Source organism: Caballeronia sp. AZ7_KS35, assembly GCF_023631045.1.
In the GTDB taxonomy this organism is placed as follows: Bacteria; Pseudomonadota; Gammaproteobacteria; order Burkholderiales; family Burkholderiaceae; genus Caballeronia; species Caballeronia zhejiangensis.
Genome location: NZ_JALQDV010000024.1, coordinates 1 through 13,251 on the forward strand (window position 1 = coordinate 1; position 13,251 = coordinate 13,251).

The following is a 13,251-nucleotide window of genomic DNA, read 5'->3' on the forward strand; positions in this document are numbered from 1 at the left end:
CCCAAAACCATGATCCTTACCAACTCAACCCTTGACGCTCAATACAGTTGCTTTCTTTGCAGCAGCAAAGAAAGTGAGTGCCGCCCCGCACAGGGGCAACGCTAATAGACCGACGCGATAACGGGATCCGGCGAAACCCTAGCCAAGCGAATATGGAATCCAGCGAAAACAGCAAAGCAAGCTAACCCGGAGCGCAAAAACCTCACCGCAAAACCACAGTCCGCTCGCCATTAATAAAAACCCGCCGCTCAATAAACGCTTTAACCGCGCGTGCAAGCGCAAGGCACTCCACATCCCGCCCTGTCGCCAACAACCGCTCCGGCCCATAAGAATGATCGACGCGCTCGACTTCCTGCTCGATGATCGGTCCTTCATCGAGATCGTCGGTGACGAAATGCGCGGTCGCGCCAATCAGCTTGACCCCACGCGCATGCGCCTGGTGATAAGGCTTCGCCCCCTTGAACCCAGGCAAGAACGAGTGATGGATATTGATCGCACGCCCCGCCAGCTTGCGGCTCGTCTCGCCTGAAAGAATCTGCATATACCGCGCAAGCACCATCAACTCCGCGTCTGACGTATCGAACAGATCGAGCAAGCGCGCTTCCTGCTGCGGCTTGGTATCGGCGGTAATCGGCAGATGATGGAACGGCAAGCCATGCTGCTCCGCCAGATGCGCCAGATCCGTATGATTCGACCCGATGCCGACGATATCCATCTTCAACTCGCCCATGCGCCAGCGGAACAGCAAATCCGCAAGACAGTGCTCGAGCTTCGACACCATCAGCAGCACCTTCGGCCGCACGGCGAGATCGTGCATCGCCCACGACATCGCAAAGCGCTCGGCGATAGGCTCGAATTCGCGCTTCAGCATCGCGAGATCGAGCGCCTCCTCGGGACGCGCGCCATGAAACACGCAACGCACGAAAAAGCGCTCGGAGAGATCGTCATCGAAGACGGTGAGTTCGTCGATATAGCCGTGATGCCGCTCCAGAAAGCCGACGATCGCGGCGACCTGCCCCGCCGCGCTCGGGCACGAAACGGTAAGCACGAGTTGATCAAAGCGGGAATCGGCTGCCATGCGTGCTCCACATTCGAATGGTTGCAGCGCCGCGAAATGCGGCGAGCGTACGCGCTAGTAGAGCAAACGCGCGCGCCTTCCGGATAGAAGCGAACCGCCGCGCAAATAGTACGAAAGCGTCAGCCGACGACGTCGCATTCGTCCAGCAGCCACTCGCTGAACGCCCGCACCGCCGCCGACGGCTCGCGCGGCGTCACGAGCACGTAGCCCCGATCGGTGACGAGCGGCGCATCGCAGAGCGCGACGAGCTGGCCCGTCGCGATCAGTTCGTCGATGAGCGGCGCCCAGCCGAGCGCGACGCCCTGGCCCATCACCGCGGCGTGCGCGACGAGCGCGTAGCTGTTGAACGTGAAGCCGCCCTGCGTCGGCGGCGCGGCAAGGCCGTGCGCTTCGAACCACGCGCTCCATGAAAGCCAGCGCTCGGGCAGCGTCGGTTCGAGATGCAAGAGCGGCAGCCCGGATAGATCGGCGGGCGATACGGGCGCGCTTCTTCCCGCGATCAGCGCCGGGCTGCACACCGGCATCACGCGTTCGGCGAAGAGCTTCACGGCGCTCTGACCGCTCCATTCGGCATGCGTGTCGCCGAAGACGATGACCACATCGGCATGATCGCCGGATGCGCTCGGCAAGCTCTGCGACGTGATGATCTTCACGTCGACATCGGGCATCAGCGCCTTGAATTGCGGCAGGCGCGGCATCAGCCAGTATGTGGCGAAGCCGAAATCCGTCGACAGCGTGAGCGTGCGTTGCGCGTGACGCGAGCGGATGTCCGACGTCGCCGCGCGAATCACGTCGAGTCCCCGACGCACCGCATCGAAAAGACGCGCGCCGTCGTCCGTGAGCGTGACCCCGCGATGCCCGCGCTCGAACAGCGCCGCCCCGAGCGATTCCTCCAACTGCACGACGCGCTGGCTCACCGCGGGCTGCGTCGAGCCGAGTTCGCGCGCGGCAGCCGTGAAGCTCGCGTGCCGCGCGGCGGATTCGAACATCAGTAACGCCTGCATCGGTGGCAGGCGGTCCGGCCGCGGCATAACTCCCCCTTATGAACGCATAACGTTTTGCTGTCTTCACAGCCGCGATTTGAACGGCAATAGTGACACCCAACGCTCAATCAACGATTCTATTCGAGGCACGCAGTCATGCTTGAGACGAAACAAAATATCCTTGTACTGATGGCCGATCAGCTCACGCCCTTCGCACTCGCCGCATACGGCAATCGCGTGACGAAGACGCCGCGCATCGATGCGCTCGCGCGCGAAGGCGTCGTGTTCGAATCCGCGTATTGCGCGAGTCCGCTGTGCGCGCCTTCGCGTTTTTCGCTTCTCGCGGGCAAGCTGCCTTCGAACATCGGCGCATACGACAATGCCGCCGAATTCCCGTCCGAAACGCTGACCTTCGCGCACTATCTGCGCGCCGAAGGCTATCGCACGATTCTCTCCGGCAAGATGCATTTCTGCGGCGCGGATCAGTTGCACGGCTTCGAGGAACGTCTCACGACCGATATCTATCCCGCCGATTTCGGCTGGACGCCCGACTGGCAGAACGCCGATGCGCGCCCGACGTGGTATCACAACATGAGCTCCGTGATAGACGCGGGCCCATGCGTGCGTACCAATCAACTCGACTTCGACGACGAAGTGACCTTCACCACGCGTCAAAAGCTCTTCGACATCGCGCGCGAGCGCAACGCGGGCAAGGACGCGCGTCCGTTCATGATGGTCGCATCGCTCACGCATCCGCACGATCCGTATGCGATTCCGCGCAAGTACTGGGACGCGTATCGCGATGAAGACATCGACATGCCTTCGTATCGCGATTCGCTCGATGCCTGCGATCCGCATTCGAAGCGCCTGCGCCATGTGTACGAAGCGGATCGCACGCCGCCGACGGACCGGCAAATCCGCAATGCGCGGCGCGCGTACTACGGCGCGGTGTCGTATGTCGACGACCAGTTCGCATCGATCCTCGAAGCGCTCGACGAGGCCGGTCTCGCCGACGATACGATCATCGTCGTCACGTCGGATCACGGGGAGATGCTCGGCGAGCGCGGCCTCTGGTACAAGATGACGTTCTTCGAAGGCGGCTGCCGCGTGCCGCTCATCGTGCACGCGCCGAAGCGGTTTGGCGCGCATCGCGTGAAGGATTCGGTCTCGCATCTCGATGTGCTGCCGACGCTCGTCGAATTCGCGCGCGGACAAGCGCCGCAAGCGTGGCCCGACAGCATCGACGGTCAAAGCCTCGTGCCGCACTTGCGCGAGACCGGCGGGCACGACGAAGCCATCGGCGAATATCTCGCGGAAGGCGCGATTGCGCCCATCGTGATGATCCGGCGCGGGCGCTTCAAGTTCATTCATTCGAGCGTGGATCCGGATCAGCTTTACGATGTAGAAGCCGATCCGTTCGAGCGCGAGAATCTCGCAAGCGATGAGCGTCACGCCGCGCGCGTGGCCGAATTCCGCGCGGAGATCGCGCGCCGCTGGAATCTCGATGCGCTGCATCAGGACGTGCTGAAGAGTCAGCGCCGCCGCCATTTCCATTTCGCGGCGACGACGCAGGGCACGATTCAGTCATGGGACTGGCAGCCTCACGTCGATGCGAGCCAGCGCTACATGCGCAATCACATCGATCTGGACGATCTCGAAGCGATGGCGCGTTTTCCCGCCGTCGAGCACTGACGCATCGATCGCATCCCCACAACACACGACAGGAATGCACCATGAAAAAGGGCTTCATCCACGCGCTCTTCGCCGCCGCGCTGGCTTGCGTGGCTTCGCATGCGTTTGCCGCCGAGCCGCAGTCCTGCACGCAGGTCCGCATGGCGGGGCCGGGCTGGACCGATATCGACGCGACCAACGCGATGAGCGGCATCGTGCTCAAGGCGCTCGGCTATCGGCAGAACGTCGCGAACCTGTCGGTGCCGATCACGTATCAGGGCATGAAGAAAGGGCAGATCGACGTGTTTCTAGGCAACTGGATGCCCGCGCAGGCGCCGCTCGTGAAGCCGTTCTTCGAAGAGAAATCGATCGACGTCGTGCGTCCGAATCTCTCCAATGCGAAGTTCACGCTCGCGGTGCCGGACTATGTGGCGGCGGCGGGCGTGCATTCGTTCGCGGACCTCGCGAAGAACGCCGACAAGTTCGATAACCGCATCTACGGCATCGAACCGGGCGCGCCGGCGAATCAGAACATCAAGCGCATGGTCGATGACAAGGCCTTCGGTCTCGGCGACTGGAAGCTGGTCGAATCGAGCGAAACCGCGATGCTCACGCAAGTGGAGCGGGCGGTGCGCGACAAGAAGTGGATCGTGTTTCTCGCGTGGGAGCCGCATCTGATGAACACGAAGTTCAAGCTCGCCTATCTCGATGGCGGCGACAAATACTTCGGCCCCAACTATGGCGGCGCGACGGTGAACACCGTGGCGCGCAGCGGCTACGAGCAGCAATGCCCCAACGTGAGCAGGCTGTTCAAACAGATGGCGTTCAACGTCGATCTGGAGAACGGCGTCATCACGGATGTGCTGGAGAAGAAAACGAATGTCGATGCAGCGGCCACGGATGCGCTGAAGCGTCATCCGGAGCTGCTGAAATCGTGGTTGGACGGCGTGACCACGGCGAGCGGCGGAAACGGCCTGGAAGCCGTTCAGACCGCGCTCGGCGTGAAGTGAGGGATCAGCCGAGCTGAATGCTCGCGCGTTCCTGTGCGGCCATCACGACGGCGCGCATCGGCGTCTGGATCGCCATGAAGTGGAGCATCAGGCTGTCCGCCTGGTGCAAGTACCACGGCGTATTGATGCTCAGGCAGTCGAGGCCGTGTTCGAGCTTCCAGCCGAGACGGTCCGTCAGCAGATTCGCGATGATGGTCTGATCGCCGCCGTTCGCATAGGTGCTCGATTTGTCGGGCGCGGCGCTGACATGCTCGTGGATTTCGTCGACGAACGCGAGGACCGCGGGCTTGCGGCGAAAGCCGAGCACGCCGGCATTGATGATCCACGGCCCGATATCGTGCGCCGCGAGAATGTCGCGCCCGTCCAGCAGCGGATCGATCGGCTTGCGCTGATCGAAGAAGAGGATGTCGGCATCGACCCAGATCGCCCAGTCGTGATGCGGCAGATGCTTGCGCAGGAACCACGGCTTGAGCCAGGTGCCGGTCGCGCCGGGCACGCCTTCGGCGGGCGTCTGCCGATAGACGTAAAGCGTATAGCCGTGGCGCTCGCAATAGCGCCGCATGTTCTGCTCGGCGATCGCGCCGTACGCACGCACGTTGGGCGTGTAGTACGTGATGAAGGCGATGGACTTGCCGGGGTTATAGACGCTGAACTCTTCATGCGGCGTTTCGCTTTGCGCCGGAAGCTGGAACAGCGGCACGCCCTTCTGCTGACAGTCGTTGATGTGTTCGGCGAGCGCGTTGCGAAAGCTCGCCGGGATGAAACCGTAGATCGCTTCCTCGCCGAGCACGATGGTCCAGAGGTTGGGGTACTGCGTCCAGATGGGATCGTAGCGCGGACCGCAGTGCATCGTAGCCATGATGCCGCCGCGTTCACCGTGCGGCTCGATGTAGTCGAGCCCTGCAAGCATCGCGATTTCGTTTTGCGGCGCTTTGCCGATCTTGCATTCCCCGATGCACCACACGATGAGGTTGCGCACCTCGACCGTATTACGCCAGATCTGCACGGCCGTCTGACGTCCGTCGTCGTTGCCGGAAACCGCCATGAGCGCGTGCTGCCTGCCTTCTGCGATGGGCTCGACCGGGAGCATGTTGAGCACGATGCAGTCTTCGCTCATGCAGACGAGCAGCGCCATCTCGGGCATCCGGCGCAAGTGATGCAGGATCGCTTCGTACTTGAGCAACAAACGCTGGGACGGGCACGGCATGCCCGCCATCGAAATGCTCGCGTGCTCGTAGCCCATGCGGGCGGCGTAGTGCTTGTGATTGGTCAGGACTTCGGGTGCGTCGGTCTGATGGATGCTCAGGCAGCGGGTAGTCATGTCGTTCGAATCCGAAACAAGGCTTGAGTAATGCGGGTTTTTTACAGATTCCGAAGTATGCGAGCCGAGCCGTGCCGCGCATATCGGGCATGTCCGAAAACGAATTCGTTCTATTGACGCGAAACACGATGTTGCAGTAGTCGCAACTAGACAGATTTGCGTCGCACCGGGTCGAGCCGGCGCATATATGGACCTTTATTTTTACGACGTCGACGCGATGCTTCATCGCCTATTCCAACGCAATACACATCGAGACGAGCAAAGGACCAGCACATGAGAAAAAGACATGCCGCAAGGATCGCAGGCCTCGCGTTCGCAGCGGGCGCGGCGAACATGCCGATGACGGCGCACGCGCAAAGCAGCGTGACGCTCTACGGTATTCTCGATGCGGGCGTCACCTGGGTCAGCAACACGGGCGGCTCGCATGTCGTGAAGTTCGATGACGGCATCTCCTATGGCAACCGCATCGGATTTCGCGGCACCGAAGATCTCGGCGGCGGATTGCAGGCGGTCTTCGTGCTCGAATCGGGCTTTCATCTCGGCAATGGCCAGCTCGGCTTCGGCGGCGCGCAATTCGGACGGCAAGCCTACGTAGGCCTCAAGAACCAGTGGGGCACCGTCTCGCTCGGCAATCAGCTCGATATGACCGAAGAGTTCGTCTACCTCTACAACATCTCGGCGTGGGCGAGCGGCTACGCCATTCACCAGGGCGACTTCGACCGCATGAACGGCGACCGTCTGCCGAACTCGATCAAGTTCCTGTCGAACGACATCGGCGGCTTCACCTTCGGCGGCATGTATTCGTTCGGCAATCAGGCGGGCGACTTCCATCGCAACAGCGCGTGGAGCGTCGGCGCGCACTATGCGGCGAACACGTTCAACGTCGGCGCGGCCTATACGCAACTCAACAATCCGAACGGCATCTACGCGTTCGATCCGTACGCGATGATCGGCGCGCGCACCTTCCTCGGCCAGCCGACGGTATCGGTCGATCCGGCGACGGGGGCCGTCACCGATCTCTATAGCTCGACCTCGTTTCCCGTCGACAAGCAAGGCGCGTTCGCCGTGGGCGCGGCATGGACCATCGGCAACCTGATGTTATCGGGCAACTTCACCTACACGACGATCAAGGGCCTCGGCCAGACCTCGCACATGCAGGTGTACGAAGGCGGCGCGTCATACAGCTTCAGGCCGGACCTGAATCTCTACGGCGGCTATCAGCACACGCGCTTCGAAGGCAATCACTGGAATCAGGGCTCGCTCGGGCTGCACTATCTGCTTTCGAAACGTACCGACGTGTATATCTCGGGCGACTATCTGCGCGCGTCCGGTCCCATCGATGCAGTCATCGGCTACAGCTTCACGCCGTCGTCGTCGAATACGCAGGCCGACGTGCGCGTAGGCATGCGTCACTCGTTCTAAGCCGCCGCGAGCCGCGCGGACGGGACGGCGCGCAATGCGCTTCGATCCTGCCGCGGGCTCGTCTGAAAGCGCGCGCGATACGTGCGCGAAAAATGCGACGGCGATTCGAAGCCGCACGCGACGCACACCGCGAGAATCGACATGTCGGTCTGGTGAAGCAGCTCGCGCGCACGCACGAGACGCAGGCCGAGATAGAAGTGCGTCGGCGTGTCCTTCAGCGATGCACAGAAGAGCCGCTCCAGCTGACGCCGCGTCACGCCGATGGATTCGGCGAGCGCATCGGGCGACAGCGGCTCTTCCATATGCTGCTCCATCAGCTCGATCACCTGAATCAGCTTGCGATTGTGGATGCCGTAACGCGCGGCGATCTGCATCCGCTGATGATCCGAGCGCTGCCGGATGCGCCCGAGCACGAACTGCTCCGACACTTGCGCCGCCAACTCCGCGCCGTGTTCGCGCGCGATCACGTCGAGCATCAGATCGATCGATGCCGTGCCGCCCGCGCATGTGATGCGCCGCGTGTCGATCTCGAACAGCTCCTGACTCGTCGCGATCGCCGGATAACGCTCGGTGAATGCAGCGGCCGCTTCCCAGTGCAGCGTCGCGCGCGTGCCCCCGAGCAGCCCGGCTTCCGCGAGGATGAAGCTGCCGGTGTCGATGCCGCCGAGCGTCGCGCCCGCGCGATCGAGGCGCCGCAGCCAGTCGCCGATCGCGCGCGTGTAGCGCGAGAGCGGCTCGAATCCCGACACGACGAACACGGTGCGCGCGTCGTTCACCTGATCGAACGCGCTTTCGGCGTTGAGCGTGATGCCGTTGCTCGCGGCGACCGGACCGCCGTCCAAGCTGAGAATGTGCCAGCGATACAGATCGCCCGCGAAGCGATTGGCGACGCGCAGCGGCTCGATCGCGGACATGAATCCGATCGACGAGAACTCGGGCAGCAGCAGGAAATGGAAATCGTGGGGCGCGGACATCGGATCGATTGGCAAGGCTCGTCGATGAGAGAAGCCGTCCACCCTAGCGCGCGCAAAAAACGCGCGCAATCCGGCGTGCCCCGAAGGGCGGCCGGATTGCACTGCTCGAAGATGCGGTTCAGGCGCTCGCGAGCGCGTTCGTGAGCGTCGCGGCGACCGTGCTCAGGTGCGGCTCCACCACGAGATCGGTGTGCCTGCCGAGGACCGGCATCACGCGCACGCCGTGCTTCGCGACGCGTTGCCAGACCGGCAGCGGATCGCTGCGCGAGTCGTCGAGCATCGTCGCGCGCACGTAGACGATCGGGCCGCCGTCATAACGTCGCGGCTTGTAGGTCGCCATCGCGGCGCTCATCGATTCGCGCACGCGCCGCAGCACAGGCGGAAGATCGGCGACGTCGTCGGATTGCCGGTGCGTCGTCGGCCTGCCCATGCGCCCGCGCACGCGGTTGGTCATCGCCGCCGCCTTGCCGCGCACGAAGCCGAGGCGCGCGCCGGCGTTGAGCGAGCGCAACTCGCGCAGACGTTCGACGAGCACGCCCGCCTGATACCGCGTCCACAGCGTGAAGGGCAGACAATGTGTGTGAATGTACGTGTCGAGCAGGCAGAGCATCTCGATCTTCTCGCCCGCCGCGACGAGCTGTTGCGCGATCTCGAACGCGACCAGCCCGCCGAACGAATAGCCGACGAGCGCATAAGGACCGCTCGGCTGCACTTCGCGGATGCGCAGCACGTAGCCGCGCGCCATCTCTTCGACGCTGTGCTGCGGCGCTTCATCGCCGTCGAGGCCGAGCGCCTGCAGGCCGTACACGGGCCGCTCGTTCTGCACCATGCCCGCGAGCGTCAGGCACTCCATCACCGAGCCGGTGATGCTGTGCACCATGAAGATCGGCCGGCCGACGCCCGCGCGCATCTGCACGAGCGTCGAGTCCGCGGTGCGCGCGCCCGGTTCGGAGGCGAGGACGGCGGCGAGGCGCGCGACGGTCGGCGCGACGATCATCGTCGATAGCGGCAATGCACGGCCGGTCGCGCGCTGCACGTCGGCGAGCATCCGCGCGGCGAGCAGCGAGTGGCCGCCGAGCTCGAAGAAGTTGTCGTCGCGGCCGATCGGCGAGAAGCTGAAATGCTGTTCCCAGAGCGCGCACAGATACGCCTCGATGGATCCGATCGAATCGCCCGGCGCGGGCAGATCGCGCTTCACGCGCGTAAGCGACGGATGCTCGCGAATCTGATCGAGACACTCGGGATTGGCGAGCGACGACACGTTGCGCGCGGGCAGGCCGTTGACGGCATCGCGCGCGGCCGCTTCCGACGGCTTGTTGTTGTGCGTGACGGGCAAGCCGTCGACCTGCACGATCACATCGGGCACGAGCGCGGCGGAGCCTTGTCGCGTGAGATCGCGGCGCACGCGCGCGGCGAGCGCCGCATTCAGTTGCGCACCCGGCCGCAGCACGAGCAAGAGCACGATGCGCTGGCCCGCATCGCCCGCGTTCGCGCCGGTCTGGGCGACGACCATCGCATGACGGATCTCGTGGATCTCGCTCAGGATGCGGTAGATTTCGCCCGGACTCACGTTGATGCCGCGCACGTTGAGCACGCCGTCGCTGCGCCCGTGCAGACGCGCCGAGCCTTGCGGCGAGAACTCGATGACGTCGCCGTGCGTCCACACGCCTTCGTTCGCCGCGAAATACGCCTTGTGAAAGCGCGAGCCGTCGTCGTCGCCGAAGAAGCCGAGCGGTCGCGACGGAAACGGATTCGTGCAGACGAGCTCGCCCGGCATGATCGTGCTCGCGCCCTGATCGAACGCCTGCACGTCGAGGCCGAGGCTCCGGCATTGTGCTTCGCCCGCATAGACGGGCAGATTCGGGTTGCCGAGCACGAAGCAGCCGATGATGTCCGTGCCGCCTGAAATCGATTGCAACTGCAACTGCTTGACGTGCTGGTACACCCATTCGAACTGCGAGTCGTAGAGCACGGCGCCGGTGGACATCATCGCGCGTAGTGCCGAGAGATCGAACTGTCCGGCCGGCTCGATGCCCGCATCCTCGCTCATCTTCAGATAGGCGGGACTCGTCCCGAAGACCGTCACGCGCTCGTTCGCGACGAGACGCCAGAGCGTGTCGACGGCGGCGACGGGACCATCGTAAGTGACGATCTCCACGCCCGACGCGAGCACCGACATCTGCCAGTTCCACATCATCCACGAGCAGCTCGTGTGGAAAAAGAGCTTGTCGCCGGGACCGAAATCGCTGTGCAGGCGATGCTCCTTCACGTGTTCGAGCAGCGTGCCGCCCGCGCCGTGCACGATGCATTTCGGCTTGCCGGTCGTGCCCGACGAAAACATGATGAAGAGCGGATGGTTGAACGGGAAGCGCTTCCAGTCGAAACGCATCGCGTCGCCGCGCGCGATCAGCGAGCGCAACTCGTGCTGACGCTGCGTCACCGTGCTGGGCAGTTCGGTATCTTCGAGACAGACGATGTCCGTGAGCGTCGGCAGTTGCGCGGCCACCGCCGCGACGTGGCCCGAGAGCGAGCCGCCGGTGTCGAACGGACGCTGCATCGTGTGCGCGAACATGAACTTCGGATCGAGCGGGGCGAAGCGGTCGAGAATCGCCTGCACGCCGTTTTCCGGCGCGGCTGTCGAAAGCGTTGCGCCGAGCGCGGTCACGGCGAGCGCGGCGGTGATCGCGTCGCAGTCGTTGCGCATGATCGCCACCACGCGATCGCCTTCCTTCAGGCCGAGTTCGGAGAGCGTCTGCGCGAGGCGCACGACGCGCTCGCGCAACTCGCCGCGCGTATAGCTTATGCGGCGTCCGTCGGCGAAGCAGGAGGTGATCGCGGGAGCGTCGTCGGGCGCGATGCGTTTGCCGAGCAGATTTTCTGCGTAATTCAGTTCGATGTTGGGAAAGAACCGTGCCGTTTCGCATTGGTTGCCGATGCAGACCGGTTCATCGGATCCCGACCATTCGAGCCCGCGCGCCGATTCGAGAAAGCATTTCCAGAATTGGCGATATTCGCGCACTGAGTAAGCATGCAATTCCGAATAATCGGCGAAGCGCTCGCCGGTTGCCTTTTCGAGGGCCTGCGTGAAGGCCGTCATGCGCGATGCGGATATCTGTTCGGCGGAAGGCAGGTAAAGCGGTTCGCGCGCGTAGAGCCGCGCGCTCTCTCGGATGGCGTCTTGACGGTCCATTATCCAGGCACCTTGGTTTTGGGCGACGTGTGTCGAACGGCTATGTAATCGGCGAGCTTCGCGGCTAACTCCATCGCATTTCCTGAAGCCGCGTCACTGCCGAGACAAGCTATCTCTTTCCCGCACATTACCCGGCCGGAAGTCGGCGCTATGTGCGACCAACCACAGAGACCGTGGCGTTTCGGCAAAGATTGATCTTGCGCAACGGCGACGGCCATGCTTCGGATACCGAACAGCGGAAAAACTACTGAATTCGCGACGTTTTTTCATTCCAATGCGTGTTTACGCCATGGTGCGAAGTTTTCGAATATGAGCAGGAAGTCATGATTTCAATTTGCTTTCAATGTTGCCGAGACGCGGATGCGAAGGCGCGTGCGCGAAGCGGCAAGCGACGCAGGTCGCAAGCAGTCAACTCGCGGTCGCACGCGGGCGTTCGGGCGCTTTTATGCGGCGGTACTTTGTATGCACGCCGGCATTCGAACTGGCGCATCGGTTCAACCCTCAACGGAAGCCTCGCAATGAGACAACGCCTGATTCCCACACTGTTTTTCGCCGGCGCGTGCGCGGCGTTCGCCGTCGCTCAGAGTGCGCGCGCGGAGGACGCGAGTTGCCGCACGGTGCGCTTCGTCGATATCGGCTGGACCGATATCACGTCGACGACGGCGCTTGCGTCGGTCGTATTCGAGGGGCTCGGTTATGCGCCGCGGACGACGGTCGCGTCGGTGCCGATTTCGCTCGCGGGGTTGAAGAGCAGGCAGATCGACGTGTCGCTTGGCTACTGGTGGCCGGTGCAGCAGAAGGCGGTCGAGCCGTTTCTGGAGGCGAAGAGCATCGAGAAGCTGGAGCCGCCGAATCTGTCGGGCGCGAAGGCGACGCTCGCCGTGCCGAGCTATGCGTATGACGCGGGCATCAAGACGTTCGCGGATATCGCGAAGCATCGCGACGAACTGGGCGGCACGATATACGGCATCGAGCCTGGCAGCAGTGCGAACGCGAAGATTCAGAAGATGATCGACACGAATCAGTTCGGGTTGGGCGGGTTCAAGCTCGTGCAGTCGAGCGAGGCGGGGATGCTGGTGACGGTCGAGCGGGCGATCCGCGAGAAGAAGCCGGTGGTGTTTCTTGGCTGGGAGCCGCATCCGATGAACATCCAGATGAAGATCAATTACCTCTCCGGCGGGGATGACGTGTTCGGGCCGAACTACGGAGAAGCGCGCGTTTATACGCTGACGAATACGGATTTTCTGACGCGTTGTCCCAATGCGGGGAAGTTCGTTTCCAATTTGCGCTTTACGACGGATCTCGAGAATCGGCTCATGCAGCCGGTGATGAACAAGGAGCGGCCTCAGGAGGCGGCCAAGGCCTATCTCAAGCAGAACCCCCAGGTGCTGGATGCCTGGCTCGCAGGCGTGAAGACTCTTGATGGTAGGGATGGGCTGCCGGCGGTTCGGCAATACCTTGGGCTTTGAGGTTTTTTTTTGTTGTTGTTGTTGCCGGGTCTCGTTGTTGTTGCCGGATCCCGTTATCGCGTCGGTCTATTAGCGTTGCCCCTGTGCGGGGCGGCACTCACTTTCTTTGCTGCTGCAAAGAAAGTAAGCAAAG

General features: G+C 63.0%; 9 protein-coding genes. 4 read left to right on the forward strand and 5 right to left on the reverse strand.

What is annotated here, in order from left to right; all coding sequences use genetic code 11:
- Positions 1-202 precede the first annotated feature (202 nt).
- Together purU and NCT05_RS15750 are read right to left on the reverse strand one after the other, a co-directional pair.
- Positions 203-1,078: a formyltetrahydrofolate deformylase gene (gene purU, locus NCT05_RS15745; RefSeq protein ID WP_250502685.1), complete on the reverse strand. Its 876-nt coding sequence runs from the start codon at positions 1,076-1,078 to the stop codon at positions 203-205.
- 119 nt (positions 1,079-1,197) lie between these two features.
- A complete protein-coding gene (locus NCT05_RS15750; RefSeq protein ID WP_250436322.1) occupies positions 1,198-2,109 on the reverse strand; it encodes a choline sulfate utilization transcriptional regulator in 912 nt (303 codons plus the stop codon).
- Between the two features lie 108 nt (positions 2,110-2,217).
- Here NCT05_RS15750 and betC point away from each other — a divergent pair, with 108 nt between their 5' ends.
- Both betC and NCT05_RS15760 read left to right on the forward strand, forming a co-directional pair.
- Positions 2,218-3,753, forward strand: a complete 1,536-nt coding sequence (betC, locus tag NCT05_RS15755) for a choline-sulfatase (RefSeq protein ID WP_250502686.1) — start codon at positions 2,218-2,220, stop codon at positions 3,751-3,753.
- A 41-nt stretch (positions 3,754-3,794) separates the two neighbouring features.
- Positions 3,795-4,742, forward strand: a complete 948-nt coding sequence (locus NCT05_RS15760; RefSeq protein WP_008354139.1) for a choline ABC transporter substrate-binding protein — start codon at positions 3,795-3,797, stop codon at positions 4,740-4,742.
- 4 nt (positions 4,743-4,746) lie between these two features.
- On the opposite strand, the gene NCT05_RS15765 is transcribed toward NCT05_RS15760, so the two are convergent.
- Positions 4,747-6,063 carry a glycosyltransferase family protein gene (locus NCT05_RS15765; RefSeq protein WP_008354138.1) on the reverse strand — a complete coding sequence of 439 codons (1,317 nt, stop codon included), beginning with the start codon at positions 6,061-6,063 and terminating at the stop codon, positions 4,747-4,749.
- Positions 6,064-6,336: 273 nt separating this feature from the next.
- On the opposite strand from NCT05_RS15765, the gene NCT05_RS15770 reads away from it, so the two are divergent.
- Complete coding sequence (locus NCT05_RS15770) at positions 6,337-7,485, forward strand: porin (RefSeq protein WP_008354137.1); 1,149 nt, start codon at positions 6,337-6,339, stop codon at positions 7,483-7,485.
- Here the strand turns inward: NCT05_RS15770 and NCT05_RS15775 are convergent.
- Complete coding sequence (locus NCT05_RS15775; protein WP_250502687.1) at positions 7,482-8,459, reverse strand: GlxA family transcriptional regulator; 978 nt, start codon at positions 8,457-8,459, stop codon at positions 7,482-7,484. The genes NCT05_RS15770 and NCT05_RS15775 overlap by 4 nt on opposite strands.
- A 118-nt stretch (positions 8,460-8,577) precedes the next feature.
- Positions 8,578-11,649, reverse strand: a complete 3,072-nt coding sequence (locus NCT05_RS15780; RefSeq protein WP_250436324.1) for an acetoacetate--CoA ligase — start codon at positions 11,647-11,649, stop codon at positions 8,578-8,580.
- A 518-nt stretch (positions 11,650-12,167) separates the two neighbouring features.
- Between NCT05_RS15780 and NCT05_RS15785 the strand changes: the two genes are divergently transcribed.
- On the forward strand, positions 12,168-13,118 hold the full coding sequence (locus tag NCT05_RS15785) for a choline ABC transporter substrate-binding protein (protein WP_250502688.1): 951 nt from the start codon (positions 12,168-12,170) through the stop codon (positions 13,116-13,118).
- Positions 13,119-13,251 lie beyond the last annotated feature (133 nt).

Coding starts and splice junctions, on each gene's coding strand:
- NCT05_RS15780 (WP_250436324.1), bottom strand. CDS start 11,649: ATGGACCGTCAAGACGCCATCCGAGAGAGCGCGCGGCTCTACGCGCGC.
- NCT05_RS15760 (WP_008354139.1), top strand. CDS start 3,795: ATGAAAAAGGGCTTCATCCACGCGCTCTTCGCCGCCGCGCTGGCTTGC.
- NCT05_RS15765 (WP_008354138.1), bottom strand. CDS start 6,063: ATGACTACCCGCTGCCTGAGCATCCATCAGACCGACGCACCCGAAGTC.
- NCT05_RS15750 (WP_250436322.1), bottom strand. CDS start 2,109: ATGCCGCGGCCGGACCGCCTGCCACCGATGCAGGCGTTACTGATGTTC.
- betC (WP_250502686.1), top strand. CDS start 2,218: ATGCTTGAGACGAAACAAAATATCCTTGTACTGATGGCCGATCAGCTC.
- purU (WP_250502685.1), bottom strand. CDS start 1,078: ATGGCAGCCGATTCCCGCTTTGATCAACTCGTGCTTACCGTTTCGTGC.
- NCT05_RS15770 (WP_008354137.1), top strand. CDS start 6,337: ATGAGAAAAAGACATGCCGCAAGGATCGCAGGCCTCGCGTTCGCAGCG.
- NCT05_RS15775 (WP_250502687.1), bottom strand. CDS start 8,459: ATGTCCGCGCCCCACGATTTCCATTTCCTGCTGCTGCCCGAGTTCTCG.
- NCT05_RS15785 (WP_250502688.1), top strand. CDS start 12,168: ATGAGACAACGCCTGATTCCCACACTGTTTTTCGCCGGCGCGTGCGCG.